This is a genomic window from Rathayibacter sp. AY1F3 (assembly GCF_002931975.1).
In the GTDB taxonomy this organism is placed as follows: domain Bacteria; phylum Actinomycetota; class Actinomycetes; order Actinomycetales; family Microbacteriaceae; genus Rathayibacter.
Genome location: NZ_PSVF01000003.1, coordinates 148,499 through 174,618 on the forward strand (window position 1 = coordinate 148,499; position 26,120 = coordinate 174,618).

The following is a 26,120-nucleotide window of genomic DNA, read 5'->3' on the forward strand; positions in this document are numbered from 1 at the left end:
ACCTCCGCACGGTGCTGCCGGGCGCCGCGAGCGCGGCCCGCAGAGCAGGAGCCCACCATGGCCGACCAGTCACAGGTGACCTGGATGACCCAGGAGTCGTACGACCGCCTCGAGGCGGAGCTCACCGAGCTGTCCACCAACGGACGCGAGGAGATCGCCAAGCGCATCGAGGTCGCCCGCGAGGAGGGCGACCTGAAGGAGAACGGCGGCTACCACGCCGCGAAGGACGAGCAGGGCAAGATCGAGGCCCGCATCCGCCAGCTGACCTCCCTCCTCCGCGAAGCCGAGATCGGCACGCCCCCCGAGAGCCACGGAGTCGTCGAGGCCGGCACCATCATCACCGCCGAGATCGCCGGCGACGAGTCCCGCTTCCTCCTCGGCAACCGCGAGATGGCGGGCGAGAGCGACCTCGACGTCTACAGCCCCCAGAGCCCCCTCGGATCGGCGATCATGGGCCTGAACGTCGGCGACACCGCCCGCTTCACGGCACCCAACGGGCGGGAGATCGAGGTCCGCGTCGCCAACGTCGAGACCTGGTCCGGCCACTGATCGCACGTCGCGGCGCTCTCCGCGGCGTTGTCGTCGGGCGCGATACCGCCGGTATCGCTTCCTCCTCCGCCTTGCGGAGAACGCCGCGACGCACGATCAGCCCTCTCTGAACGGGAGCGGGGCGCCGGCTTCGCGGCGACGGCGTAGGGCGCGATAACGCCGGTACCGGCTTCCTCCTCCGCCTTGCGGAGAACGCCGCGACGCACGACCAGCCCTCTCCAGACGGGGGGGCGCCGGCTTCGCGGCGACAGCGTCGGGCGCGACATCGCCGGTACCGCTTCCTCCTCCGCCTTGCGGAGAACGCCGCGACGCACGACCAGCCCTCTCCGAACGGGAGCGCCGCGCAGGCTTCGCGGCGACGGCGAGGGCGCGAGATCGCCGGTACCGGCTTTGTCCTCCGCTCTGCGGAGAACACCGCGGCGCCCTCGAGCGGTCAGTTGCGGGAGATGCGGGGGGCGTAGCCGGCGTCGGTGAGGACCTGGATGACGCGGTCGGCGTGCTCGGGGCCGCGGGTCTCGACGCTGATCTCGATCTCGACCTCGCTGATCTGCAGGCCCCGGCCGTGCCGGGTGTGCAGCACCTCGACCACGTTCGCGTTCGCCTCCGAGATGAGCTCCGCGATGCGCGACAGCTGCCCCGGACGATCCGGCAGCCCGATGCTCATCTTGAGGTAGCGTTCCGACGCGGCCAGGCCCCGGCTGATCACCCGCTCCATCATCAGCGGATCGATGTTGCCGCCCGACAGGATGACCGCGGTCGCTCCGGCGTCGCGGATCTTCCCCGTCAGGATCGCCGCGATGCCCACCGCGCCCGCGGGCTCCACCACGAGCTTCGCCCGCTCCAGCAGCACCAGCAGAGCCCGGGCGATGTCGTCGTCCTCGACGGTGACGACCTCGTCCACCATCTCGCGGACGATCGCGAAGTTCAGCTGCCCCGGCTTCGCCACGGCTATGCCGTCGGCGATCGTCGGAGAGATCGTGATCGCGGTCGGCTCGCCGCTCGCGAGCGAGAGCGGGTACGGCGCCGCGTTGGCCGCCTGCACGCCGATGACGCGGAGAGTGCGCCCCTCCTCGGCCGCCTTCTGCTTGGCCGCCGAGGCGACCCCGGCGATGAGGCCGCCGCCGCCGATGGGCACCACGATGGTCTCGACGGCGGGGGCCTGCTCGAGGATCTCGAGGCCGACCGTGCCCTGGCCGGTGATCACGTCGGGGTGGTCGTAGGGAGGAACGAAGACCGCGCCGGTGCGCTCGGCGAACTCCGCCGCCGCCGCGAGCGCCTCGTTGAAGATGTGCCCGCTCAGCACCACGTCAGCGCCGTAGTCACGGGTGGCCGCGAGCTTGGGCAGCGCGACGCCGATCGGCATGAAGATCGTGGCCTTGATCCCCAGCTCCCGCGCCGCGTAGGCGACGCCCTGCGCGTGGTTGCCGGCCGAGGCCGCCACGACTCCGCGGGCCCGCTCCTCCGGGGTGAGCCGCGACATCCGGAACACGGCTCCGCGGATCTTGTAGGAGCCGGTGCGCTGGAGGTTCTCGCACTTGAGGAACACGGGCGAGCCGAGGACCTGCGCGAGGAAGGTGCTCGTCTCCATGGGGGTGGCGGCGATGACGGGGGCGAGGACGGCGCGGGCCGCCTCGAACTCGTGGAGGGCGGGTCCGACGACGCGGCTAGTCTGCATGCTCTGCGGCAACTCTCTCGGGGGTTCGGGTCGGCGAGCGCCAGGCTCCGCTCGCGACGTACTTGACCATGACGTTGAGCGTGGCCACGACGGGCACCGCGAAGAAGGCGCCGGCGATGCCGCCGATGATCGAGCCTCCGGCCACAGCGAGCACGACGGCCAGCGGGTGGACCTTGACCGCCGACCCCATGATCAGCGGCTGGAGGATGTGGCCCTCGAGCTGCTGCACCGCGAGGACGACGATCAGCAGGAAGAGCGCGATCAGCGGTCCGTTGTAGACCAGCGCGATGAAGACGGCCAGCGCCCCGGTCACCACGGCGCCGATGACCGGCACGAAGGAGCCGAGGAAGACGAGCACGCCGATCGGGATGGCCAGCGGGACGCCGAGGAGGAAGGAGCCGAGGCCGATGCCGACCGCGTCGACGAAGGCGACCAGGATCTGCACCTTCACGAAGTTGGTCAGCGTGACCCACCCTGCGCGACCGGCGCCGTCGACGGCTCCGCGGGCGCGGCGCGGGAAGAGGCGGACGACCCAGCTCCAGATGTTCGGCCCGTCGATCAGGATGAACAGCGTCGAGAAGAGGGTGAGCAGCACGCCCGTCAGCAGGTGGCCGACGGTCGAGCCGACGCTGAGCGCGCCGCTGACCAGCATCCCCGAGTCCTGCTGCAGGGCCGTGAGCGCCTGCTGCGCGTACTGGTTGATGTCGGTCTCGGTGAGGTGGAGCGGCGACTCGAGGAGGAAGGCCTTGAAGTCGTCGTAGGACTGCACCGTCTGCCGGCTGAGGTCGTCGAAGCCGGAGTAGACCTGGGTGACGACGAGGAAGAGGAGCCCGCCGATCACCACGACGATCCCCAGCTCCGCCAGGACGACGGCCGCCCACTTGGGCCAGCGGTGGCGCTGGAGGAAGCTCGAGAACGGCACGAGCAGGGCGGCGATCACGATCGCGAGCAGGAGCGGGATGACGATCAGCCGCAGCTCGATGACGAGCAGCACCAGCACCGCGAGCGCCGCGACCACGACGAGGACGCGCCAGGCCCAGGCGCCGGCGATGCGCATCCCGTCGCTCACGAAGGCCGAATCGGCGACGGGAGCGGGCCGGGAGGGGGCGGCCGGGGCGACGGGCGCGGCGGGCTGGACGGCGCGCGGGCCGGAGGTGCGGCGGGACCTGCCGAGTCTCATCTGCCCAGACTAGGCCCCGGCGCATACCCCGCGCGGTATCCCCGGGGAGTGCTCATGCGGCGGCGCCGACCGCCGCCTGCTCCGGTGCCGGACCGACCGCGACCGGGCGCCGCGCGGGCAGCACGCCGACCCGCTCCCCCGACTCGAGGCGGTGCCCCGACGCGTGCTGGACGGTGACCTCCTCGCCCGTCGACAGCCGGACTGTCGAGCGCCGCACCGGCCCCAGGAAGCTCGAGGCGAGGACGACTCCGGGCAGGGAGTCGGGAGCGCCGTCGGCCACGACGGCGAGGTCCTCGGGGCGGAGGAACACCGACACGGGCCCGTCCGCCGCCGCCGCGTCGACGAGCGGCAGGCGCACGCCGAGCGCGAGGACCGATCCCGACGAGACCGTCCCCGTGACCACCGTCGAGAGGCCGACGAAGCGGGCCGTGAAGGCGGTCGCCGGGCGCGCGTAGAGGTCCTCCGGCGCGCCCAGCTGCTCGATCCGCCCGGCGTTCATCACCGCGACGCGGTCGGCGACGGCGAGCGCCTCCTCCTGGTCGTGCGTGACGAAGAACGTGGTGATGCCGATCTCGGACTGCAGGCGCTTGATCTCGTCGCGCAGCTGGACGCGGACCTTCGCGTCCAGTGCCGACAGGGGCTCGTCCAGCAGCAGCACCCGCGGCCGCGTGACGAGGGCGCGCGCGAGCGCCACCCGCTGCTGCTGGCCGCCGGAGAGCTCGTGCGCGTAGCGGTCGCCGAGGGCGCCGAGGCCCACGACCTCCAGCGCCTCCCCCGCGGCCGCCCGGCGTTCGCGCGCCCCGACTCCCCGGGTGCGCAGCCCGAACTCGACGTTCTCGCGCGCCCGCAGGTGCGGGAAGAGCGAGTACGACTGGAAGACCATGCCCATGTCGCGCTTCGCGACGGGGACGTGGGCGACGTCCTCCTCGTCGACGAGGATCCGCCCCGCGTCGATCCGCTCGAGACCGCTGAGGGCGCGCAGGGCTGTGGTCTTGCCGCAGCCGGAGGGGCCGAGCAGCGCGATGAACTCACCCGGGGCCACGTCGAACGAGACGCCGTCGAGCGCTCGCGCGGAGCCGTAGTGCCGCTCCACGTCGACGAAGCGCACGCGGGCGCCGGGGAGGGTGGGAGCGGTCACGAGGAGCCTTTCGAGGAGCGCGCCCGGCCCGTCGGCAGGCCGATCCGCGCGAGGCGGCCGATCCCGAGCAGGAGGGCGAAGGCGAAGAGGAGCGAGAGCAGCGAGAAGATCACGGCGACGTAGGCGTCGGACTTCGACACCTGCACCAGGCCGGTCTGGAGGGTGGTGCGGCTGAGGAGCGAGGCGATCGTGTACTCGCCGAGAACGACTGCGACGGTGATCAGCGCGGCCGCGACCAGGCCCCGGCGCAGGTTCGGCAGGAGGACCCTCCCGAGCACCGCGAGCGGGCCCGCGCCGAGCGAGCGGGCCGCCTCCGAGAGCGTCACGGCGTCGAGACCGGCGAGGTCCGCCGCCACGGCGCGGTAGGCGTAGGGCAGGACCAGCACCCCGTAGGCGAGAGCGAGCGTCCACGGCGCGGAGCCGGCGAGCCGGGTGACCACGGAGTAGACCGGCGCGAGGCCGACGACGAGGACGATGGCGGGCACGGTCAGCGGGAGCAGGCAGACCAGCTCCAGAGCCCGGCGCAGGCGCGGGAGCCGGATCTCGACGAGCAGCATCGTCGGCACCAGCAGGACCAGGACGATGAGGGCGGTGACGACGGCGAGGACCAGCGAGTTTCCGATCCCCCGGAACAGCGAGCGGTAGGCGCGCTCGTTCTCCGGGTCGAGGATCGCCGTCCAGTGCGAGAGGTCGTGGCCGCCGGCGCCGCGGAGCGTGAACTCCGCCATCGCGACGATCGGGACGGCGAACACCAGCCCGGTGATCACGAGCACCGCCCCGGACAGGAGCCGCGCTAGCCTCATCGCTGCCACCGCCGGGCCCGGCGCTGCAGCAGCGCGTACCCGGACATCAGGACCACCATCACCGCGAGCATCCCGAGCGCGAGGGCGCCCGCGAGGTTCTCACGGCCCAGCACCGTCTCGCTGACCAGCGCGGCGCGGATCTGCAGGGGGACGATCTGCGCGCCCTGGCTGATCAGCGCCGCCGCGGTGGCGAAGGAGGAGAACGCGTTCGCGAACAGCAGCAGCACGCAGCCGAGGAACGACGGCGCCAGCACCGGGAGGGCCACGTGCAGCCAGTAGCCGAGCCGGCCCCCGCCGAGCACCGCGTTCGCCTCGGCCCACTCCGGGCGCAGGCCCTCGAGCGCGGGCAGGAACGTGAGCACCATCAGGGGCACCTGGAAGTAGAGGTAGGGCAGGACGAGCCCGGGCAGCTGGTAGAGCCACACGCCGTCGGCGTAGAGGTCGACGCCCGCTCCCGCGAGGAGGGTGGTCACCAGCCCCTGCACGCCGATCGTCGCGATGAAGGCGAACGCGAGCATCACACCGCCGAACTGCGCGAGGACGCTCGCCGCCGCATCGACGACGGTTCGGAGCGCCCCGCGCGGATCGGAGCCGAGCAGGGCCAGGCACACGACCGCGCCCAGCACCGCGCCGACGACGGCGGTCACGGCCGAGAGCCCGAGCGACGCGCCGAAGGCGGATAGCACGACGGGATCCCCGAGCGCCAGCACGTTCGCCGTGGTGAAGCGGCCGTCTCCGTCCGTGAATCCGGTCGCCACTGCGAGGACCGTGGGGACGGCCAGGAACAGCAGGACGTAGAGCGCGAAGGGGGCGACGCCCAGCACGGCCGGGGTGCCGCGCCGTCCCCGGGGCGCGGACGCCCCGGAGACGGCCTCGGCGGGAGCGGTGGTCACTGGATCGCCGCGGCCCACTTCTCGGCGAGGAGCGACGAGGCCGCCTCGGTCTGCTCCTCCGTGAACTGGACGAGGTCGGAGGGAGCGGCGCCGACGGCGTAGAGCGCGTCCTGGTCGACCGTGCCGGCCTCGGTCATCGCGGCCAGGCGCACCGGGTAGGCGCCGGCGGCGAGGTAGAGGTTCTGCGCGGCGTCGGAGTAGAGGTACTCCTGCCAGAGCCGCGCGGCCGCCGGGTGCGGAGCGTCGGCGTTGACCGCCTGGTTGTAGTAGCTGCCGACGGCGGAGCCCGGGAGGACGGTCGTCGTCCACTCGCGGGTGCCCTCGTTCGCCTTCCCGGCGGCGAGGTTGTTGTAGCTCCAGTCGAAGACGACAGGGGTCTCGCCCGAGGCGATGGTGGCGTCGGTCGGGTCCAGCGGCAGGAAGTTGCCGGCGTCGTTCAGCTTCTCGAAGAAGTCGATCCCCGCCTGGACGTCGTCGGCGGAGCCGCCGGACTGGAGAGCCGCGAGCTGCACCGCGGCCGCGGCGGCTCCCGCCTGGGTCGGGTCGCCGTTGATCGCGACCGAGCCGCGGTAGTCGGCGCCGAGGAGGTCCTCGAGCGACGTGGGCGCAGGCACCGCGGCCGCGTCGAACCCGATCGACATCAGGCCGGTGTAGTCGTTGACCCAGAGGCCCGACTCCTCCTTGTTCCCCTCGGGGATGTCGTCCCAGGACTCGACCTTGTACGGCGCGAACATGTCCGTGTTCGCCAGAGCGACGGCCGGCCCGAGGTCGAACACGTCGGGAGCGGTGTCCTGCCCGGCGAGGTTCTCCGCCGTGCTGATCTCCTCCGCGGAGGAGACGTCGGGGTCGGCGGAGTTCACGGTGATGCCGTACTCGTCCTCGAAGCCGCTGATCAGCTCGCCGTAGTTCGCCCAGGTGTCGGGCAGGGCGATGACGTTGAGCTCGCCCTCGGCCTTCGCGGCCTCGACCAGGGCGTCCAGCCCGCCGAGGTCCGCGGCGGACGTGGCGGACGCCGCGTCCGCGCCGCCGCCGTCGGACGAGGCGGTGGCGCCGCCGGAGCAGGCCGAGAGTGTGAAGACGAGGGCGGTGCCGGCGGCGGCGACCGCGGCGGCGCGCGACAGGCGCTGAATGGTCAAGGGTCCTCCAGGAGTCGGGTGGGCCGCCCCGGTGGGACGGCCTCGGGCACGGTAGGAGCGCCGCGAGTCGGCGAGGGAGCGCGGCGGTGAATGCCGGGCGAACGCCGGGGGCCGAATCGGGGACGGCGATGTCGGGGGCGTTCGCTAGCGTGGGCGGACCATGACCGAGCAGCTCTCCGCCGCGCTGGCGCGCCGCATCGCCCTGGCGGCGCAGGGGTTCGGCGTCCCCCGTCCGTCCCGGGTCGACGCGCGCCGGGTGCGCGCCGCCGTGGACCGGATCCGCCCGCTCCAGCTCGACTCGGTGAACGTCTTCGAGCGGAGCCACTACCTGCCGCTGCTCGCGCGGCTCGGCCCGTACGATCGCTCCCTCCTCGACGCCGCGGCCTTCTCCCCCGACGGCCCCTACGTCGAGTACTGGGCCCACGAGGCCGCCCTCGTCCGCCGCGAGGACCTCCCGCTCTACCGCTGGCGGATGGAGCACTACCGCCGGGTCCGCCTGCCCGAGCACGAGGGCTGGGCCCACGAGAACCGCGCCACCCTCGACTGGCTCCGCTCCGCGCTCGCCGACGGTCCCCTCCGCGCCTCCGAGATCGAGCACGAGGCCAACGTCCGCACGGGCCCCTGGTGGGGCTGGTCCGACATCAAGCGCGGCCTCGAGGTCCTGTTCCGCTGGGGCGAGGTGGTGACGGCGGGGCGCACGCGCTTCGAGCGCTCCTACGGTCTCGCCGAGCGGCTCCTCCCGAGCGCGGTGCTCGACGCCGACGTGCCCCTCCCCGATGCCGTCCGCGAGCTCGTGCGCCGGGCGGCCCGGGCCCATGGGATCGGCACCCTCGGCGACCTGGCCGATTACCACCGGCTGCTCCAGTCCCCCACGCGCGTCGCGATCGACGAGCTGGTCGAGGCGGGCGAGCTCGAGCGCGTCGAGGTGCGCGGCTGGGAGCGGGGCGGGCGACCCGTGCCGCTCTGGCGGCACGTCGATGCCCGACGCCCCCGCACGCTCCGGGCGGACGCGCTCCTCTCGCCGTTCGACCCCGTGGTCTGGCACCGGCCGAGAGCCGAGCTGTTCTTCGGCTTCCACTACCGGATCGAGATCTACACCCCGGCCGAGCAGCGGGTCCACGGCTACTACGTCCTCCCCGTGCTCCTCGACGACGTGATCGCCGCCCGGGTCGACCTCAAGAGCGAGCGCAAGCGCCGGATCCTCCTCGTGCAGGCCGCCTGGCTCGAGCCGGGGGCCCCGGCCGACACGCCGGAGCGGCTCGCCGCACTGCTGGTCGAGGCGGCGGCCTGGCAGGGCCTCGACGCCGTCGAGGTCGTCGGTCGCGGCGACCTCGCGGCCGCCCTCGCCGCAGCACTGCAGAGGATCGCGTGAGCGCGCCCGGCGGCGTCCTGGCGCTGGCGCTCTCGGAGCGCTGCGTCGCCCGTCTGCTCGAGCGCGGGAGCGTCGTCGGGGTCGGCACGGGCGAGCTCGCCCATGCGGCCGGCGTCTCCCTCCGGACCTTCCACCGGTACCTCGGCGGGAAGGAGGACTGCGTGCGCCCGGTGCTCGCCGCCGCGATCGCCGCGATGGGACGCGCCCTCCTCGAGCGCCCGGCCGCCGAGCCGCTGAACGCGGCGCTCGGTCACGCCTTCGCCGCGGCGGCCTCCGGTCGCCAGCTCGACCGCACCCTCCGGCTGATCCCCCTGCTCACCGAGACCTCGGCGATGCGCGCCGTCTGGGCGCAGTCGCTGCACGACGGCGAGGAGGCGCTGACGCCGTTCCTCGCGGAGCGTATGGGGCTCGGCCGCACGTCCCCGCACCGGGCGGCCGTCCTGGCCACCGTCGTCCTCGCCCTGGTCCGGCGGGCGCTGGTCGACGCGGCCGCGAGCGGCATCGACCCGGCGCCGGTCTTCGCCGAGTACCTGACGACCGTCGACGGCGGTCCGCTCGCGGCTCCGACCGGATGACGTCCCGTCCGGCGCGGTGACGGGCGCACCTCTGACCGAAGCGGGATGCGGTGCGGGGCGGCGCTCGTCGACGGGGCGTCGGCCGGATCGGCCTGCTAGAAGCGCGAGCCCATCTCGGAGAGGCGGGCGACGCGGTCCGCGATCGGCGGGTGGGTCGCGAAGAGGCGCGCGACCACTCCCGGCTTCGACGGGTCGGCGATCCAGAGGTGCGCCATCGAGCTGTTCTGCCGCTGCATCGGCCGGCCCGCGGACTCGAGCTTGAGCAGGGCGCGGGCGAGGGCGTCGGGGTGGCGGGTCGTCAGCGCGCTGGTCGCATCGGCGAGGTACTCGCGCTGACGGGAGATCGAGAGCTGCACGACCGAGGCGACGATCGGCGCGAGGACCATCGACACCAGCCCGACGATCAGGAGCGCCGGGTTGCCCCCGCCGTTGCCGTTGCCGCCCCGCCCGAAGAAGGCCAGGCGGAGGAAGGCGTCCGAGAGGAAGCCCACTGCGACGACGAGACCGAAGACGATCATCGAGACGCGGATGTCGTAGTTGCGGACGTGGCCCAGCTCGTGGGCCATCACGCCCTCCAGCTCGGCGTCGTCCATGATCGCGAGCAGGCCGGTCGTCGCGGCGACGACGGCGTGCTCGGGGTCGCGGCCGGTCGCGAACGCGTTCGGCGCCGGGTCGTCGATCAGGTACACCTTCGGCATCGGCGTGCCCGTCGCGATCGAGAGGTTCTCGACGATGCGGTACAGCCTCGGCTCGTCCGCCTTCTCCACCGCCACGCCGCCGCTGAGCGCGACCGCCTGGCGAGCGGCGAAGAAGTACTGGAAGAACGCGTACCCGGCGGCGATCACGAGGACCACCACGACGATCGTCGTGCTGCGGTAGACCGCTGCCGCCAGGGCGCCCAGGCCGCCGATGATCGCCAGGAACAGGACGAGGATCAGGACCGTGTTGCGCTTGTTGCGGGCGATCGCGCTGTACACGGCGGCTGCCTAGAACTGGACGCGCGGGGGCTCCGAGATCGCGGCGAGATCGCCGACCTCGAAGAACTCGCGCTCCGAGAAGCCGAGCCGACGCGAGAAGAGCGTGTTCGGGAAGACCTTCACCTTGGTGTTCATCTCGCGCACGCCACCGTTGTAGAAGCGCCGGGCCGACTGGATCTTGTCCTCGGTGTCGACCAGCTCGCCCTGCAGCTGGAGGAAGTTCTGGCTCGCCTGCAGCTGGGGGTACGCCTCCGCGACCGCGAAGATCGACTTCAGCGCGCTCTGCATGTGGTCCTCGGCGACCGACGCCTCCGCCGGGCCCTGGGCCTGCAGCGTCTCGGCGCGAGCCTGCGTCACCGACTCGAAGACCTGGCGCTCGTGCGAGGCGTAGCCCTTCACGGAGTCGATCACGTTGGGGATCAGATCCGCGCGGCGCTTCAGCTGGACGGTGATGTCGCTCCACGCCTCGTCCACGCGGACGTTGAGGGTGACCAGCGAGTTGTACGTCGCCCAGAGGTAGACCCCGAGGATGACGACGAGCGCGACGACGACGATGAGCGGGACGAGCCATTCCATGCCGTCCAGTGTAGGGACGGCGCGCTCCCCGGCACCTGTCGATGAGGCGCATTCGCAGGGGCGGGTCGGCCCTACTTGAGGGTCTTCTGCAGCAGGACGGTGCTGAGCCAGCGCTCGAACTTGAAGCCGACGCGGCCCATCCGGCCGACCTCGACGAATCCGAACTGCGCGTGCATCGCCAGCGACGCCTCCGCGCCCTTGTCGGCGATCACGGCCATGATCTGACGGATCCCCACGGCCTTCGCGCGCTCGAGGAGCTCGGCCATCAGCGCCCGGCCGAGGCCCTTGCCGGTGGAGGCCGCCCGCAGGTAGATCGAGTTCTCCACGGTGAAGCGGTACGCCCGCTTGGAGGACCACGGCGACACCATCGCGTAGCCGAGGATCTGGCCCGACGGCGAGACGGCCACGATGAAGGGCAGCCCGAGCTTCTGGTTGCGGGAGAACTTCGTCCGCCACTCCTTCAGCGTCGAGTCGTCCTCGTCGAAGGTCACCACCGTGTTGCGCACGTAGTGGTTGTAGATCTCGCGGATGTCCGGGAGGTCGGCGTCGCGGGCGTCGCGGATCTCGAACGAGAAGCCGGGCTCGGGAGGCGGCGCCTTCCGCAGGTGCGGCGGCAGGACGCGCCGGCTCTCGTACTCTTCCTCAAGCATCCGGCTCCCCTTCGGCTCCGCCCATCGATCCGGGCCAGCGTAGCCGCCCCGCGGGCGAAGGCCCGGTCACGCGAGAGCGCTCCAGTCGACCGGCTCCGCGCCGCGCTCCTCCAGGAGGGCGTTGGCGCGGCTGAACGGCCGGGAGCCGAAGAAGCCGCGCGAGGCCGACAGCGGGCTGGGGTGCGCGCTCTCGATCACTCCGGCCTCCCCCAGCATCGGGCGGAGCGACGCGGCGTCGCGGCCCCAGAGGATCGCGACGAGAGGCGCGTCCCGGGCGGCCAGCGTGCGGATCGCGTGCTCGGTGACCGCCTCCCAGCCCTTCCCGCGGTGCGAGGCGGGAGAGCCGGGGGCGACGGTGAGGACCCGGTTGAGCAGCATCACGCCGCTCGAGGTCCAGCCGCTGAGGTCACCGTGCTCGGGCGGCTCGACGCCGAGGTCGTCCCGGAGCTCGCGGTGGATGTTCTGCAGGCTCCTCGGCAGCGGGCGCACGTGGCGCTCGACCGCGAAGGACAGCCCGATCGGGTGCCCGGGCGTCGGGTACGGGTCCTGTCCGACGATGAGGACGCGCACGTCCGCGAGCGGTGCGGCGAAGGCGCGGAGCACGTCGCGGCCCGCGGGGAGGTAGGGCCGGCCAGCCTCGACCTCGCCGCGGAGGAAGTCGCCCATCGCGGCGATGTCCCCGGCGACGGGGGCGAGCGCCTCCGCCCAGCCCCGGTCGATCAGTCCCGAGGCCGCGAGCTCCGCGAGGTCCACCGGGTCAGCCCGCCGCGAGCGTCGCGACGACGACTCCGGCGTCGCTGCCGCTCACGCGCCACACCGAGCCGGCGCCACCGACGCGGAGCGCGCCGGTGCCGACGATCAGCACGGTGGACTCGTCGAGCGCGACGCCGCCGTCGACCAGGCCCGCCTCGACGGCCGCGACCAGGCGGCCGAGGATCCCCCACTGCGCCGCGTGCACGTCGACCGTCACGTCGATGAGGCCGATGCCCTCGAGCACCGTGACCTCGTCGAGCTCCTCCGCCGCGCCCTCCGGGACGACGGCGACGCCGCCGATCCGGTGGCCGCCGACGAGGGCGCGATCGGCCGCGACGGCGGCCCCCGCCGAGTAGCCGGCGTACGGCACTCCGGAGGAGACGAGATCGCGCAGCCGCGGGAAGCAGGCCTCGAGCGCGTCGCGGTAGGCCGGGGTCAGCCCTCCGCCGACGAAGATCCCGTCGACGTCGTCGAAGACCGCGGGATCGATCCGGCCGCCCTCCGGCTTCATCACGGCGAACGCGTCGAGCGGGCCGACCGTCGCGAGCAGTGCCGCGTAGCCGGCGTAGGCCTCCGGGCCGAGCCCGTCGTGGACGACGACGATCGCGATGCGCGGGCCCTCGATCCGGCCGGCGTCGACCGCGTGGGCGCGCGCCTCCGCGAGGAACGCCCCGTACAGCTGCTGGTCGTGCTCGACGCCGCCTCCGCCGCCGATCAGGTGGACGCTCACTCGTCGTCCTCGGCGAGGGCTCCGTCCACCGGGGGCAGAGCCGACCAGGGGAAGACGATCCAGCGCGGGGTGCGGCGCCAGAAGAAATCGGGCTCGAGCACCGTGCGCGGCTTCGTGTAGAGGGTCACGGTGCGCACCTCGGCACCCATCGCGCGGATGAGCTTCACCGAGAGGGCGAGGGTGTGGCCGGAGTCGGAGACGTCGTCGACCAGGAGGATGCGCTTGCCGCGCACGGACGCCTCGTCGAGCAGCGGCGGCAGCACCACGGGCTCCGCCAGGCGCGCCTCGACGCCGGTGTAGAACTCGACGTTCAGCGCGCCGCAGCTCTTGATGCCGAGCGCGTAGGCCACGGCGCCCGCGAGGAGCAGACCGCCGCGCGCGATGGCGACGACCAGCTCCGGCCGGTAGCCCGACGCGACCACGTCGTCGGCCAGGTGCCGAGCGGCGTCGCCGAACTCGAGCCAGCCGAGCACCTCCTTCTCCGTGGCGGCGAGGAGGGCGGCGGAGTCGTCGGCGTCGGAAACCATGAGGGACAGGCTAGGCCGTCGCGGGCCTCCGCGTCACATCGGTCAGGCGCGCGGGGCCAGGGGTCCCTTCGCGACCTTGTGCGGGGCCGCCTGCGCGACCGGCTTGACGGTCACCAGGTCGAGGTTGACGTGGGCGGGGAGCTCCACCGAGGAGACGATCGCGGCGGCGACGTCCTCCGCGACCAGCGGGTCGGGGACCTCGGCGTAGACCGCGTCGGCGCGCTCCCGGTCGCCGCCGAAGCGGACCAGCGAGAACTCGTCCGTGTGCACCATCCCCGGCGCGATCTCGATCACGCGGATCGGCTCGCCGGCCAGCTCGAGCCGCAGCACGGCGACCAGCGCGTGCGCGGCGTGCTTGGCGGCGTTGTACCCGCCTCCGCCCTCGTAGGCGACGTGACCGGCGATCGAGGTGACCGTCACGATGTCCGCGGAGGTGCCGCTCCCCCGGATCCCGGCCCGCAGCAGCGGGAGCAGCGCGCTGGTCACGAGCTTCACCGAGAGCACGTTGATCTCGAACATGCGGCGCCAGTCCTCGGGGTCGGACCTCTCGACCGAGTCGAGTCCGAGCGCACCGCCCGCGTTGTTCACGAGCGCGTGCACGGGCCCGGAGGAGGCGAGGTGGTCGCGCAGAGCGTCGACCTGGGCGGCGTCGGTGAGGTCGGCGGCGAAGTACCCGGCGCCGGTCTCGGCGGCGAGCGCCTCCAGCCGGTCGCGCCGGCGCGCGACGGCGACGACCTCCCAGCCGTGCTCGCGGAACAGGCGGACCGTGGCCGCCCCGATCCCTGAACTCGCTCCTGTCACGACAACGCGTCGATCCACGCCCGTCCCCTTCCGTCAAGCCTCGGACACCCTCGACTCCGTCGTCGCAGCCCAACGCTAGTCTGGCCGCGTGCCGCCCGCCGACCCGGTTCCCGCGACCGCCGGGACAGCCGTCACCCCGAAGCGCCGCGTGCCCCTCTGGGACAACGCGCGCTTCGTCTGCGTGACCCTCGTCGTGATCGGGCACGGCGTCCAGAGGCTGACGGCCAACTCCGACACCTCGCTCATCGTCTACCTGACGATCTACGCCTTCCACATGCCGGCCTTCGCGATCATCTCAGGCTACTTCTCCAAGAGCGGCGCACCGAGCGGGCGCGCGATGCGGCGGGTGCTGACCGACATCCTCCTGCCCTACCTGATCATGGAGACGATCTGGACCCTGGTGCAGTTCCTGGTCGAGGGCAAGCAGGAGTTCAACCCGACGAAGCCGAGCTGGACGCTGTGGTTCCTGCTCGCGCTGGGCATCTTCCGCCTCGTCCTCCCCTACCTGGCGCTGCTGCGCTGGCCGCTGCTGATCAGCGTGGTGCTCGCGGTCGGGGTCAGCTACTACGACAACATCGACTCGACCTTCTCGCTCGCACGCGCGATCGGGATCCTGCCGTTCTTCGTGTTCGGCTGGCGGCTGCGCGGCTTCTCCCCCGGCGGCCGCTCCGCCGTCGAGCGCTGGCTCGATCAGCCGCCGTCGCGGGTGCTCCTCGCCCGGATCCTCGCCGTCGTCCTCTTCGCGGTCACGGCGGTCGTCATGACCGTCAACATCGAGGCGTTCCGAGCGGCGGACCTTCGCTACTGGTTCTTCTACGACCGCCCCTACGACGCCCTCGGCGAGACCCAGTGGTGGGCCGGGCTGGTGCGGCTGGCCCTGATGGCCGGAGCGGTCGTGCTCTCGCTCGCGCTCTTCGCGCTGGTTCCGCGCCGCCGCACCCCGCTCACCGCCTGGGGGCAGTCGACGATGTACGTCTACCTCCTCCACAGCTTCGTCCTCTATCCGCTGCGGGAGTCCGGGATCCTCTCGCGGACGGAGAGCACGCTCGCCCTCGTGCTGATGATCGTGTTCTGCATCGCGGTCTCGGTCGTGCTCTCGCTCGGCTGGACCCGCACGGTCTTCCACCGGCTGGTCGAGCCCCGCGCGGCCTGGCTCTTCGCCCCGGCGGCCGACGAGAGGCCCCGGCGCCCGGACCGCGCCGACCCCACGGGCGCCAAGCGCGACCGGCAGCCCGAGCGGCGCTGACGGCCGTTACCCCGTGTGTCGGCGGTCCTGGCCGCCCGGCGGGCCCCCGCGTACGCTCGTCGCGACGGAGAACGGCCCCGTCCCCGACCCCGACGATCCGATGGGAAGCACCATGACCGACTCCGACCAGTGGCAGTTCGAGACCAAGCAGATCCACTCGGGCGCCGCGCCGGACCCGGTGACCAAGGCCCGCGCGACGCCGATCTACCAGACCACCTCCTACGTCTTCGACAACGCGGAGCACGCCCAGAACCTGTTCGCGCTGGCCGAGTTCGGGAACATCTACACCCGCATCCAGAACCCGACCCAGGCGGTCGTGGAGGAGCGGCTCACCGCCCTCGAGGGCGGCTCCGGCGCCCTGCTGCTCGCCTCGGGCCAGGCCGCCGAGACCGCGGCAGTGCTGAACATCGCCCAGGCCGGCGACCACATCGTCTCGTCGTCCTCGATCTACGGCGGCACCTACAACCTCTTCAAGTACACCCTCGCCAAGCTCGGCATCGAGACGACCTTCGTCGAGAACCAGGACGACCGCGAGGAGTGGCGCCGCGCCGTCCGCCCGAACACGAAGCTGTTCTTCGCCGAGACCGTCGGCAACCCCAAGATCAACATCCTCGACATCCGCACAGTGGCCGATGTCGCGCACGACGCCGGCGTGCCCCTGATCGTCGACAACACCATCGCGACGCCCTACCTGATCCGCCCCTTCGAGCACGGCGCGGACATCATCGTGCACTCGGCGACGAAGTTCCTCGGCGGCCACGGCACGGTCATCGGCGGAGCGATCGTCGACGGCGGCCGCTTCTCGTGGACCGCGAACGCCGAGCGCTTCCCCGGCCTCACCACGCCGGACGAGTCCTACCACGGTGCCGTCTACACCGACGCGGTCGGCGACTCCCTCGCCTACATCATCAAGGCCCGCGTGCAGCTGCTGCGCGACCTCGGCGCCTCGATCGCCCCGGCGAGCGCCTGGCAGCTCATCCAGGGCATCGAGACCCTCTCGCTCCGGATCGAGCGCCACGTGCAGAACGCGCAGGAGATCGCGGAGTACCTCGAGAACCACTCCGACATCGCCTCGGTGAACTACTCGGGCCTGCCCACCTCGCCCTGGTACGCCGCGGCCAACCGTTACGCGCCGAAGGGCGTGGGCGCGGTGCTCTCGTTCGAGCTCAAGGGCGGAGTGGACGCCGGCCGGGCCTTCGTCGACTCGCTGGAGCTGTTCTCGCACCTGGCCAACATCGGCGACGTCCGCTCGCTCGTCATCCACCCCGCGTCGACCACGCACTCGCAGCTCTCGCCCGAGCAGCAGCTGACCGCCGGCGTCACTCCGGGCCTGGTGCGCCTGTCGGTGGGACTCGAGAACGTCGACGACCTCCGCGCCGACCTCGACCAGGCCCTCCGCGCCGCGCGCGCCGTCGTCGAGGCCTCCCGCGCGAACGCCTGAGGCCCCTCGGCGCCCTGACGGGGTCCCCGTCCTCGGGGATCGCGTCAGGGCGCTCCGCGCGCGGGCGGAGGAGCGCGGGAGCAGGGCGTAACAAACGGCTCCGCCCCGCGGCGCTCTGACACGATGGACAGCGCTATGGACTGGCAGCAGACACTCGAGGACACGGTCCCGTCGGCGTTCGTCACCGAGCGCCAGCTCCTCTCGGTGATCGGCAAGCCGCCCGCCACCGGAGCCTGGCGCGACGGCGACCACCCGGGCGGACGCCGCTTCGTCGACCTCGGCCCGTTCGACTTCGAGGCGGGCGGCCGCCTCCCCCACGCCCGCATCGCCTACGAGAGCTGGGGCGCTCTGAACGAGCGCCGCGACAACGCCGTCCTCGTCCTGCACGCGCTGACCGGCGACTCCCACCTGCTCGGCCGCGGCGATCCCGGCCACGCGACGGACGGCTGGTGGTCGGGACTCGTCGGCCCCGGCCTCGTGATCGACACCGACCGCTTCTTCGTGGTCGCCCCGAACATGCTCGGCGGGTGCCAGGGCTCCACCGGGCCCGCGTCCCTCGCCCCGGACGGCCACGAGTGGGGCGCACGGTTCCCGTACACGAGCATCCGCGACCAGGTGCGGGCGCAGGTGCAGTTCAGCGACCTGCTCGGCGTCGAGCGCTGGCACACCGTCATCGGCGGCTCGATGGGCGGGATGCAGGCGCTGGAGTGGGGGATCGACCACGCGGAGCGGGTCGCGCGCCTCGCGGTCCTCGCAGCTCCCCCGCGGGCCACGGCCGACCAGATCGCCCTCAACTTCGTGCAGCTCGAGGCGATCCGCAACGACGCGGCCTTCGCGGGCGGCTCCTACTACGACGCGGGCGACGGCCAGGGCCCGTACCACGGCCTCGCGCTCGCCCGCCGGATGGCACTGCTCAACTACCGCAGCCCCTCCGAGCTCAACGACCGCTTCGAGCGCAGCTGGCAGTCGGGGCTCAGCCCGCTCGGCGGCGGCGGCCGCTTCGCCGTGGAGTCGTACCTCGACTTCCACGGCAACAAGTTCACCCGCCGCTTCGACGCGAACAGCTACATCACGCTGGTCGAGGCGATGAACTCGCACGACGTCGGCCGCGGCCGGGGCGGCGAGGCGGCCGCCCTCTCCCGGATCACCAGCCCGACCCTCGTCCTCGGCATCGACAGCGACCGGCTCTTCCCGGTCGAGGGCCAGCGGATCATCGCGGCGCACGCTCCCGGCGCTCTCGACGGCGGAGAGGTCGCGGTGATCACCTCGACGTTCGGCCACGACGGGTTCCTCATCGAGGACGACGCGGTCGGCGCGCACCTCGCCCGGCTGCTGGCGCATCCCGCGACGGCCTGACCCGCCCGACTCCGGCGCGGTTCGACGCCCCGAACCGCGCCGACCGGCCCGGCCAGTGGCTATCGTGAGACGGGGGCCAGCCCCGCGCCACGACCGGAGGGGGCCAGAGCGTGCCGATGATCCGCAGCGCCCGCGAGCGCGATCGGCTGCTGCGCCACTCCGCCTGCGGGATCGGCCTGCTCACGGAGGCGGGGGCGCTCGGCATGGCCCTCATCCCCGGGACGCTCCAGCCCGCCGCCGTGCCGTTCGCCGTCGCGCTGCTCCTGGGCATGATGGCCGCCCACGTCGAGCTCGCCCGGACGGGGCGCCGCAGCCGAGTGATCGCCGTCGCCGTCGGCGGCCTGCTGCTGGGCTGGGGCCTCGCGCTGGGGCTCGCTCCGGGCGCCGACTTCGCCGGGTTCGTCCTGGTCAACACCGCGAACGCCGTGACCGCGAGCATCGCCGTGGTCGTGACGACGTCCGCGCGCCGACTGCTCCTGCTGCTGCCAGTGGTCCTCCCGAGCCTGATCCCGTCGGTGCTCGTCTCGAGCGGCACCATGATCCCCACCGTGGTCGTCCAGAGCCTGCTGCCCTGGGGCACGCTCTGCGGATTCGCCCTCTGGATCGGCACAGCGGTCCCTCGGGTGGTGCGGCGGATCGACAGCATCGGCAACGCGCACCGTGTGGAGCGCCTCGCCAGCGAGACGGAGGCGCAGCGCCGGCAGGGTGCGCGGCTCCTGCACGACACGGTGCTGGCCACCCTCACGCTCCTCGCGCACTCGGGCCGCGGAGTGTCGGTCGACGCGCTCCGGCAGCAGGCGGCGCAGGACGCGCAGCTCCTGCGCCAGCTCCGGCTCGGCGGGACCCCCACCCCGAGCGCGTCCGGCTCCTACCAGCTGACCAGCGTCACCTCCGCCCCCGCGGCCAACACCCTCGAGACCGTCCGCAACCGCTTCGGCCGGATGGGGCTCGACGTGATCTGGCACGGCTCCGGCCAGGTGGCGCTCACCGGCGCGGCCCTCGACTCCTTCGTCCTCGCCCTGGCGGAGTGCCTCGAGAACGTGCGCCGCCACTCCGGCGTCGCCTCGGCCGACGTGACGATCACCGAGGACGAGACGACCGTCCGCGCGATGGTCACGGACGCGGGCGCGGGCTTCGACATCGCGACCGTCCCCGACACGAAGCTCGGCTTCAAGGAGTCGGTGATCGCCCGGCTCGGCGACGTCGGCGGCCGCACCAGACTGTTCAGCGCCCCCGGATCGGGGACGACCGTGGTGCTGGAGGTCCCCAAGTGAGCCCCGCGCCGGAGTCGCGGGCCCCGCTGCTGGGACGCGTGCCCGCGACGCACGGCCGCTCCTCCCGGTCCGCCCGCTCGGTCCGCCGACAGCAGGAGGGGCTCGGCACCAACTACCTCGGCAGCGGCCTCAACGGCATCGCCGCCGCGATCCTCGCCTACGAGCTGCTGATCTTCCTCTCGACCTCCGCCCGCTACAGCGACCTCGCACCCGCGGCGATCGCCTGGGTCCTCGTCGTCCTGGCCTTCGGGTCCACCGTCCTCGCGATCCACCTCGGCGGACGCCGCCTGCCGCTCCCGGTCTACCTCTGCTTCCTCGTCGCCGTCGGAGCCGCCGTCGTGCTCGACCTGGTGGCCGTGACCGACTCCGGCGCGGCCCGCACCGTCCCCACCGCCGCGGTCGCGGGCGCCGTCGCGCACGCCGCGCTGATCGTCCACCGGCGCGGGATCGAGATCCTCGCGGTGAGCGCCCTCGTCGCGATCGCCGAGGTGATCGCGTTCCTCTCGATGGAGTCGGGCGGCGCAGGCGCGCTCTCGGTGCGCATCAGCGCCCTCGTGGTGACGATCGCGCCGGCCGTCGTCGTGGTCGTGATGATGCGCGGATTCCGCCGGATGGTCCAGCTCGAGATCGACCGCGCCCTCGTGCAGAGCACCACGCTCGGCCCGCGCTACGCGGTCGGGATGCTCGCCTCGGAAGAGCTCGCACGGCTCGACCTCGCCGCCGAGCGCCTCCTCGCCGAGGTGGGCGACGGCTCGGTCCGCCTGCCCCTCGACGCCCAGCGCGCCGCCCACGCGACCTCGCTCGCCACCCAGCTCCGCCTCCACCTCATCGAGGGGCGGCGCGAGACCTGGCTGCACCATGCCGTGCTCGAGTCCGAGCTGCTCGCGCCGCTCGTCGAGCTCGACGACCCGGACGGCACCGCCGGACTCCTCGGGCACCAGCAGCGCGACGGGCTCCTCTCGGCGATCTGGCTGATGGCCGACAGCGCGACCGGACTCGCCGTGGTCCTCCACGTCGAGTCGGGCAGCCCCCGCGATCCCGGAGCCGGGACGGCCGCCCGAGGACTGCTCGTGCCGATCACGCTCCGCTCCTCAGGCGCGCCCTTGCGCGGCGTCGATCCTGCGACGTGGGAGGCTATCGCTCAGGTCGGCGTCTTCCGCGACACCTCGCGCGACGGGGAGCTCCGGATCGAGATCGACTGCCTGGTCGAGAATCCCGCCGACCGGTGAGCAGCCGCCGAGAGACCGCCGACGACCGCCGACCGAAGGACACCGATGACACCCACCGCTGACGCGAAGATCACTCTCGCGGTCGTGGACGACCACAAGATGCTCCTCGGGGCGCTCACGGAGTGGATCCGCGGAGCCGCCTCCGACATCCAGCTGGTGGCCGCGGTCGCCTCCTGGCCCGAGCTGCTCACGCACCCCGAGTTCCCCGTCGACGTCGTCCTCCTCGACCTCGACCTCAAGGACAACATCCCGATCTCGGTGAAGCTCTCGACCCTCAAGACCACCGGGGTGAAGACCGTGCTGATGAGCACCTACTCCGAGCCCGCCGTGGTCCGCGAGGCGCTCGCCTCCGGAGCCCTCGGCTACCTGGTGAAGACCGAGGACGCGGACATGATCGTCGAGGCGATCCGCGCGGCCAAGGACGGCCACTCCTACATCTCGCACGAGCTCGACATGGCGCTCTCCACCGGCGACTCCGACGGAGCGCCGAAGCTCAGCGCGCAGGAGCGCCGCGTGATGGCCCTCTACGGCGGCGGCGAGCCGGTCAAGTCGGTCGCGTTCGAGCTGGGCATCTCGGAGGAGACGGCGAAGTCGTACCTCAAGCGGATCCGCGAGAAGTACCGCGTCGTCGGCATCGACGTCGGCACGAAGGTGGCGCTCCGCAAGCGCGCCATCCACGACGGGATCCTCATCGAGACGGACTGAGTCCTCTTCCGTGGCGGTCCCTGCCCGCCACGGCGCGGTCGGCTTCACGACGTGGCGGGTTCCGCAGAGCGAGGTGCGTCGCCCGGCATCGATCCGCTGGCACGCGGATCGCTGTCGGCGGGCTCCACCTCGTCGAGCGGCGGCAACCTGCTCCTGCAGTCGAGCAGGGCGGGCGTGCCTGAGTCGTGCCGGTCGAGTCGCCGTGGGACGCTGCGTATCGAGACCCACCAGGCACGGACAACGGGTCGATGCTGGTCGAGATGCCGCGGGACGCGGGGCATCGAGAACCACCGGACCGGGACTGCGAGTGCTCCTGCGGGCCCGCGTCAGGTGGCCAGGACGGCGACCGTCATGCCGGGCGTCGCGGCGGGGGCGTCCATCGCGGCGAGGGCGTCGGGCAGGTCCTCGAAGGCGATGGTGCGGCCGACGGAGTCGGCGGGGCGCAGACGGCCGGCGACGATGTCGTCGAGGAGGGCCGTGTAGCCGCTCCGGGCGATGCCGTGGCTGCCCAGCAGCTCCAGCTCCTGGGCGATGACCCGGCCGAGCGGGATCGCCGGTGCGGCATCGGGCTCGAGGAGCAGACCCACCTGCACGTGCCGGCCGCGCGGACGCAGGGCGGCGATCGACGCCTCCGCCGTGACGCTGCTTCCGACGGCGTCGATCGCCAGATGCGCACCTCCTCCGGTCGCCGCCCGGATCGCCTCGGCGGCACCCTCGCCTCCGGGGACGGTCACCGCCCCGAGCGCGGCTGCGGCCTCCCGCGCCGGGGCGGAGACGTCCGACGTCACCACACGGGCCCCGGCCGCGAGCGCGACGATCACCGCGGAGAGGCCGACTCCGCCGCAGCCCAGCACCGCGACCCACTCCCCCGGGGCGACCCGGCCGCGCTCGTGCAGGGCGTGGTACGCGGTCCCGAAGCGGCAGCCGAGACCGGCCGCCTCGACGAAGCCGACGGAGTCGGGCAGGCGCACCAGGTTCAGGTCCGCACCCGTCACGGCCACCGCCTCGGCGAACGACCCGTCGAGGGTGAATCCCGGCTGCTGCTGCCGGAGGCACACCTGCGTCGCCCCCTCCCGGCACTGCTCGCAGTCGCCGCAGGCGAACACGAACGGCGCCGTGACCCGGTCACCGACCGCGAAGAGCGACACCTGGGCTCCCGTCGCGATCACCGTCCCGGCGAACTCGTGCCCGGGGATCTGCGGCAGGACGACCGAGTCGTCGTGCCCCTTCCACGCGTGCCAGTCGCTCCGGCACACCCCGGTCGCCGCGACGCGGACGACGACGCCGTCGACGGGGCAGACGGGCTCCGGGACCTCGACGATCGCGGGGAGGGCGGAGAAGGACGAGTAGCTCACGGCGCGCATGCCGAGAGTCTTCCAGAGGCCCTGGCCGCGCTCTGCTTACAGCGCGTCGACCGGGATGCCGCCAGTGCCCGGCTGGGCGGGCTCGCGGTGGACCGGGTAGACCGTGCCCCGGGCGCGGTCGATCGCGATGCTGCCGAAGGCGAGCACGATTCCGGCCGCGGTCAGGCCCACGCCGACCCAGATGGGCGACAGGTAGCCCAGTCCGGCGGCGATCGTCAGGCCGCCGAGCGCGGCACCCACCGAGTTGCCGATGTTGAGGGCGGAGTGGTTGAGCGCGGCCGCGATCGTCTGGCTGTCGCGCGCCACGTCCATCAGCCGGGTCTGGATCGCGGGCGACGCGGCCGCCGAGAAGCCCGCCGAGAGGAACGCGAACACCACCAGCCCGACGACCGACGAGGCCGACAGCGCGAGCCCGATCAGCGAGACGCCGACGCCGGCGAAGAACACCACCAGCGCCCGCCGCACGTCGCGGTCGGCGGCCCACCCGCCGACGAGGTTGCCGACGGTCATCCCGAGGCCGATGACGACCAGGATCCACGGGACCGCGCCGAGCGGCAAGCCCGTCACCTCGGTCGCGAGCGGCGAGATGTAGCTGTACATCGCGAAGAGTCCGCCGAAGCCGATGGCGCCGACGAGCAGGGTCATCCAGACCTGCAGGCGCCCGAACGCCCGCAGCTCGTTGCGGACGGTCGCCGCCGGATTCCCGGGCTGCGCGGGCACCAGCAGCTGGACGGCCACGACGGTCAGCGCGAAGAGCGCCGCGACCACGAGGTAGGCGCTGCGCCAGCCGGCCACCTGCCCGACCCAGGTGATCGCGGGCACACCGACGACGTTCGCGATCGTGAGCCCGGAGAGGACGAACGCGACTCCCTTGCCGCGCTTGCCGGGACCCATCAGGTCGGCGGCGACCAGGGAGGCGATGCCGAAGTAGGCGCCGTGCGGGAGCGCGGCGACGAAGCGCGCGGCCAGGACGAGCGGGAAGCTCGGGAGCAGTGCCGAGCCTATCGTCCCGACGGTGAAGGCGACGAGGAGGGTCAGGAGGAGCCTCTTGCGCGGCCAACGCGCCGCTGCGGCGGCGATGGTGGGGGCGCCGACCACGACACCGAGCGCGTAGGCCGAGATCAGCATCCCCGCCTGCGAGACGGCCTGCTCCTGGCTCGCGGCCCAGACCCCGGGGAGGAGGTCGGCGGCGAGCTGCGGGAGGAGCCCCATCGCGACGAACTCGGTCGAGCCGATGCCGAAGCCCCCCATCGCGAGGGCGAGCAGGGCGAGGCGGGTCCGAGCGGGCGAGAGCGTCACCGGTCAAGGCTACTCAGGATCGGGCGGATGTCGAATCGATTCGAGCACGCCCTGACACGAGAGGTCGTGGCGGGGACCCGCTACTCCCCCAGCGCGTCGTTCAGCCGGGCGATCTTGCCGTCGATCTCGCCCGAGTAGCCGGGGCGGATGTCCGCCTTCAGGACGAGCGACACGCGCGTCCCGAACGCTCCGACGGCCTCCGTCGCGCGCTTGACGACGTCGAAGACCTCGTCCCACTCCCCCTCGATCTCGGTGAACATCGAGGTCGTCCGCGACGGCAGGCCGCTCTCGCGGACGATGCGGACGGCGGCGGCGACGGCGTCGTGGACGGACGCGTCGGGCGCCTCGCCCCCGGACGGTGCGACCGAGAATGCGACGAGCATGGGTGCCTCCTTGACTACGCGCACCGCGTGCCGGCCCCGCGCCCTTCGAGCCTACGAGCCCTGGGGCGCCAGGCGGGTCTCGCCGGTCAGCAACGACGCGGAAGTCGTGGCGCCGGGTGCGACGACCCGCGCCGTCCCCATCCTCCACAGCTCGCGCAGCAGCCAGCCGAGCAGCACCACGAGGAGGATGTTCCGCACGGTCAGCACGAGCACCATCCACCAGTGCGACCAGAGGAGGAAGAGGTAGAGGTACGGGTAGACCACCTGGGTCAGAGCCGCAGTGACGAGCGTCAGCTTCGCGGGCCGGTCGAACGCGCCGTCGCGGCACGCGATCAGCCCGGCGATCACCGGCGGCGCGAGCCAGACGATGTACTGCGGCGAGAGCACCTTGTTGGTGTCGATGAACACGACCACGAAGGTCAGCGCGAGCAGCGGGAACAACCTGGCGGGGTCCGCCCGGCGGGCGAGAGCACGGGCACCCAGCAGGGCCACGCCGAGCATGGCCAGAGCGAGCAGCGGGGTCATCAGGCTCGCCGCGAACTCGGTGCCGGGCCCGTGCATCTCGAAGGTGTTGATGTCGGCGGCGTAGTAGACGTAGCTCCCCGATCCCGGGAGGACCGACAGCCACATCCAGGGAGTGCTCACGACGGCCTCGATCTGGAGGCCCCGATCGGTCTGATCGGTGACGAAGCTGAAGACCTGGTCCCCGCCGCCGACGAGGACGACCGCGAGCACGATGATCACGGAGGCGACCGCGGGGACGAGGATCATCCGCAGCCGTCCGCGCAGGACCAGCACGGCAGCGGCGAGGATCGCGGCCGGCCACACCTTGATCCAGGTGGCCACGGTCAGCAGCAGCGCCGCGACGCCCGGACGGGTCGCCGCCCAGAGCATCCCGGCGATGGCCGGCGGCGCAGTGAAGGCGTCGATGCGGCCGATCGCGATCGGCCCGAGGAGGACGAGGAACAGCAGCCACCAGCGCGCCGCGGCGAGGCGCGGTGCCGACCGGCCGCGCAGCAGCAGGGCGAAGGCGGCGGCGTCGGCGAGCGCGACGAGGACGAGCCACATCAGGTCGTAGCCCGCCGAGCCGAAGAGCCAGGAGGCGGCGATCGGGCCCCAGGCGAGGATCGGGTAGACCCAGCCCGTGTCGATCCCGGCGATGCCGCCGCCCTCGACGGCGGTCCTCATCCACTCCTTGTAGACGATGCTGACGTCGCCCATCGGCAGACCCGGAGCGAACAGCGCCAGGAGGGAGAGCACCACGTGCACCAGCGCGAAGGCGCCCCAGAGCACGGCGACGGAGTCGCGGTTCTCGCGCAGCCGGGCGAGGGGGCGGGAGGACGCTCGAGGAGGGGAGGACGGCACCGCGTCATTGTAGAGGGGCCGCTGAACGGGACCCTGGCAGCACCTGAGCCCGCCTGAGAGCGCCGCTCCCGCCGGGCATCGGTCCCCCGGCGGCGTCGGTCGCAGCCGAGCGTCAGCAGACGG

Annotated in this window: 26 protein-coding genes; 9 read left to right on the forward strand and 17 right to left on the reverse strand. The window is 72.8% G+C overall.

Annotation, left to right across the window (positions count from 1 at the left end):
* Nucleotides 1-57 precede the first annotated feature (57 nt).
* Entirely contained in the window at nucleotides 58-549 is a 492-nt protein-coding gene (gene greA / locus C5C39_RS03535; RefSeq protein WP_104225519.1) for a transcription elongation factor GreA, read from the forward strand.
* Between the two features lie 433 nt (nucleotides 550-982).
* On the opposite strand, the gene ilvA is transcribed toward greA, so the two are convergent.
* From ilvA to C5C39_RS03565, 6 genes are read right to left on the reverse strand one after another with little or no spacing between them, the layout of a single operon-like run.
* A complete protein-coding gene (gene ilvA, locus C5C39_RS03540) occupies nucleotides 983-2,224 on the reverse strand; it encodes a threonine ammonia-lyase (protein WP_104224429.1) in 1,242 nt (413 codons plus the stop codon).
* Entirely contained in the window at nucleotides 2,214-3,404 is a 1,191-nt protein-coding gene (locus C5C39_RS03545; RefSeq protein ID WP_104225517.1) for an AI-2E family transporter, read from the reverse strand. The genes ilvA and C5C39_RS03545 overlap by 11 nt, the downstream gene beginning before the upstream one ends.
* Before the next feature lie 52 nt (nucleotides 3,405-3,456).
* Complete coding sequence (locus C5C39_RS03550) at nucleotides 3,457-4,542, reverse strand: ABC transporter ATP-binding protein (RefSeq protein WP_104352687.1); 1,086 nt, start codon at nucleotides 4,540-4,542, stop codon at nucleotides 3,457-3,459.
* Entirely contained in the window at nucleotides 4,539-5,345 is an 807-nt protein-coding gene (locus C5C39_RS03555; protein WP_104352688.1) for an ABC transporter permease, read from the reverse strand. The genes C5C39_RS03550 and C5C39_RS03555 overlap by 4 nt, the downstream gene beginning before the upstream one ends.
* Nucleotides 5,342-6,238 (reverse strand): ABC transporter permease subunit, encoded by an 897-nt coding sequence (locus C5C39_RS03560; protein ID WP_104272694.1) that lies wholly within the window; start codon nucleotides 6,236-6,238, stop codon nucleotides 5,342-5,344. The genes C5C39_RS03555 and C5C39_RS03560 overlap by 4 nt, the downstream gene beginning before the upstream one ends.
* Entirely contained in the window at nucleotides 6,235-7,374 is a 1,140-nt protein-coding gene (locus C5C39_RS03565) for an ABC transporter substrate-binding protein (protein WP_104352689.1), read from the reverse strand. The genes C5C39_RS03560 and C5C39_RS03565 overlap by 4 nt, the downstream gene beginning before the upstream one ends.
* A gap of 160 nt (nucleotides 7,375-7,534) precedes the next feature.
* On the opposite strand from C5C39_RS03565, the gene C5C39_RS03570 reads away from it, so the two are divergent.
* Together C5C39_RS03570 and C5C39_RS03575 are read left to right on the forward strand one after the other, a co-directional pair.
* Nucleotides 7,535-8,746, forward strand: coding sequence for a winged helix-turn-helix domain-containing protein (locus C5C39_RS03570; protein ID WP_104352690.1), 1,212 nt, complete (start codon nucleotides 7,535-7,537; stop codon nucleotides 8,744-8,746).
* A complete protein-coding gene (locus C5C39_RS03575; protein WP_104268437.1) occupies nucleotides 8,743-9,321 on the forward strand; it encodes a TetR/AcrR family transcriptional regulator in 579 nt (192 codons plus the stop codon). The genes C5C39_RS03570 and C5C39_RS03575 overlap by 4 nt, the downstream gene beginning before the upstream one ends.
* Before the next feature lie 95 nt (nucleotides 9,322-9,416).
* Here C5C39_RS03575 and C5C39_RS03580 read toward each other — a convergent pair whose 3' ends face one another.
* The 7 genes from C5C39_RS03580 to C5C39_RS03610 form a co-directional block, all read right to left on the reverse strand.
* Entirely contained in the window at nucleotides 9,417-10,298 is an 882-nt protein-coding gene (locus tag C5C39_RS03580) for a M48 family metalloprotease (RefSeq protein WP_104336924.1), read from the reverse strand.
* A 9-nt stretch (nucleotides 10,299-10,307) separates the two neighbouring features.
* The gene (locus C5C39_RS03585; RefSeq protein WP_104225511.1) at nucleotides 10,308-10,874 is read right to left on the reverse strand and encodes a LemA family protein; all 567 of its coding nucleotides are present in this window, start codon (nucleotides 10,872-10,874) and stop codon (nucleotides 10,308-10,310) included.
* A gap of 71 nt (nucleotides 10,875-10,945) precedes the next feature.
* Nucleotides 10,946-11,524 (reverse strand): GNAT family N-acetyltransferase, encoded by a 579-nt coding sequence (locus C5C39_RS03590; RefSeq protein ID WP_104224438.1) that lies wholly within the window; start codon nucleotides 11,522-11,524, stop codon nucleotides 10,946-10,948.
* A gap of 66 nt (nucleotides 11,525-11,590) precedes the next feature.
* The gene (locus tag C5C39_RS03595) at nucleotides 11,591-12,277 is read right to left on the reverse strand and encodes a uracil-DNA glycosylase (RefSeq protein WP_104352691.1); all 687 of its coding nucleotides are present in this window, start codon (nucleotides 12,275-12,277) and stop codon (nucleotides 11,591-11,593) included.
* Nucleotides 12,278-12,281: 4 nt separating this feature from the next.
* Nucleotides 12,282-13,007 (reverse strand): peptidase S51, encoded by a 726-nt coding sequence (locus tag C5C39_RS03600; RefSeq protein ID WP_104352692.1) that lies wholly within the window; start codon nucleotides 13,005-13,007, stop codon nucleotides 12,282-12,284.
* Nucleotides 13,004-13,534, reverse strand: coding sequence for a phosphoribosyltransferase (locus tag C5C39_RS03605; protein ID WP_104224441.1), 531 nt, complete (start codon nucleotides 13,532-13,534; stop codon nucleotides 13,004-13,006). Before C5C39_RS03605 ends, C5C39_RS03600 begins: the two co-directional genes overlap by 4 nt.
* 42 nt (nucleotides 13,535-13,576) lie before the next feature.
* Complete coding sequence (locus C5C39_RS03610) at nucleotides 13,577-14,353, reverse strand: SDR family NAD(P)-dependent oxidoreductase (protein WP_258075765.1); 777 nt, start codon at nucleotides 14,351-14,353, stop codon at nucleotides 13,577-13,579.
* A 70-nt stretch (nucleotides 14,354-14,423) separates the two neighbouring features.
* Here C5C39_RS03610 and C5C39_RS03615 point away from each other — a divergent pair, with 70 nt between their 5' ends.
* The 6 genes from C5C39_RS03615 (at nucleotide 14,424) to C5C39_RS03640 (ending at nucleotide 21,586) form a co-directional block, all read left to right on the forward strand.
* Nucleotides 14,424-15,581: an acyltransferase family protein gene (locus tag C5C39_RS03615; protein ID WP_258061207.1), complete on the forward strand. Its 1,158-nt coding sequence runs from the start codon at nucleotides 14,424-14,426 to the stop codon at nucleotides 15,579-15,581.
* 112 nt (nucleotides 15,582-15,693) lie between these two features.
* The gene (locus C5C39_RS03620; RefSeq protein ID WP_104317602.1) at nucleotides 15,694-17,022 is read left to right on the forward strand and encodes a bifunctional o-acetylhomoserine/o-acetylserine sulfhydrylase; all 1,329 of its coding nucleotides are present in this window, start codon (nucleotides 15,694-15,696) and stop codon (nucleotides 17,020-17,022) included.
* Between the two features lie 135 nt (nucleotides 17,023-17,157).
* Nucleotides 17,158-18,378 carry a homoserine O-acetyltransferase gene (locus C5C39_RS03625; protein ID WP_104224444.1) on the forward strand — a complete coding sequence of 407 codons (1,221 nt, stop codon included), beginning with the start codon at nucleotides 17,158-17,160 and terminating at the stop codon, nucleotides 18,376-18,378.
* Nucleotides 18,379-18,494: 116 nt separating this feature from the next.
* On the forward strand, nucleotides 18,495-19,652 hold the full coding sequence (locus C5C39_RS03630) for a sensor histidine kinase (RefSeq protein WP_104257082.1): 1,158 nt from the start codon (nucleotides 18,495-18,497) through the stop codon (nucleotides 19,650-19,652).
* 38 nt (nucleotides 19,653-19,690) lie between these two features.
* Nucleotides 19,691-20,881, forward strand: coding sequence for a hypothetical protein (locus tag C5C39_RS03635; protein WP_146085725.1), 1,191 nt, complete (start codon nucleotides 19,691-19,693; stop codon nucleotides 20,879-20,881).
* A 45-nt stretch (nucleotides 20,882-20,926) separates the two neighbouring features.
* Nucleotides 20,927-21,586, forward strand: coding sequence for a response regulator (locus C5C39_RS03640; RefSeq protein WP_104224447.1), 660 nt, complete (start codon nucleotides 20,927-20,929; stop codon nucleotides 21,584-21,586).
* 326 nt (nucleotides 21,587-21,912) lie between these two features.
* Here C5C39_RS03640 and C5C39_RS03645 read toward each other — a convergent pair whose 3' ends face one another.
* The 4 genes from C5C39_RS03645 to C5C39_RS03660 form a co-directional block, all read right to left on the reverse strand.
* Nucleotides 21,913-22,950: an alcohol dehydrogenase catalytic domain-containing protein gene (locus tag C5C39_RS03645; RefSeq protein ID WP_104352694.1), complete on the reverse strand. Its 1,038-nt coding sequence runs from the start codon at nucleotides 22,948-22,950 to the stop codon at nucleotides 21,913-21,915.
* A 36-nt stretch (nucleotides 22,951-22,986) separates the two neighbouring features.
* Nucleotides 22,987-24,201: an MFS transporter gene (locus tag C5C39_RS03650; protein WP_104352708.1), complete on the reverse strand. Its 1,215-nt coding sequence runs from the start codon at nucleotides 24,199-24,201 to the stop codon at nucleotides 22,987-22,989.
* A 128-nt stretch (nucleotides 24,202-24,329) separates the two neighbouring features.
* A complete protein-coding gene (locus C5C39_RS03655) occupies nucleotides 24,330-24,632 on the reverse strand; it encodes a thiamine-binding protein (protein ID WP_104224449.1) in 303 nt (100 codons plus the stop codon).
* A 51-nt stretch (nucleotides 24,633-24,683) separates the two neighbouring features.
* The gene (locus C5C39_RS03660) at nucleotides 24,684-25,997 is read right to left on the reverse strand and encodes a glycosyltransferase 87 family protein (protein WP_104352695.1); all 1,314 of its coding nucleotides are present in this window, start codon (nucleotides 25,995-25,997) and stop codon (nucleotides 24,684-24,686) included.
* Between the last annotated feature and the right edge of the window lie 123 nt (nucleotides 25,998-26,120).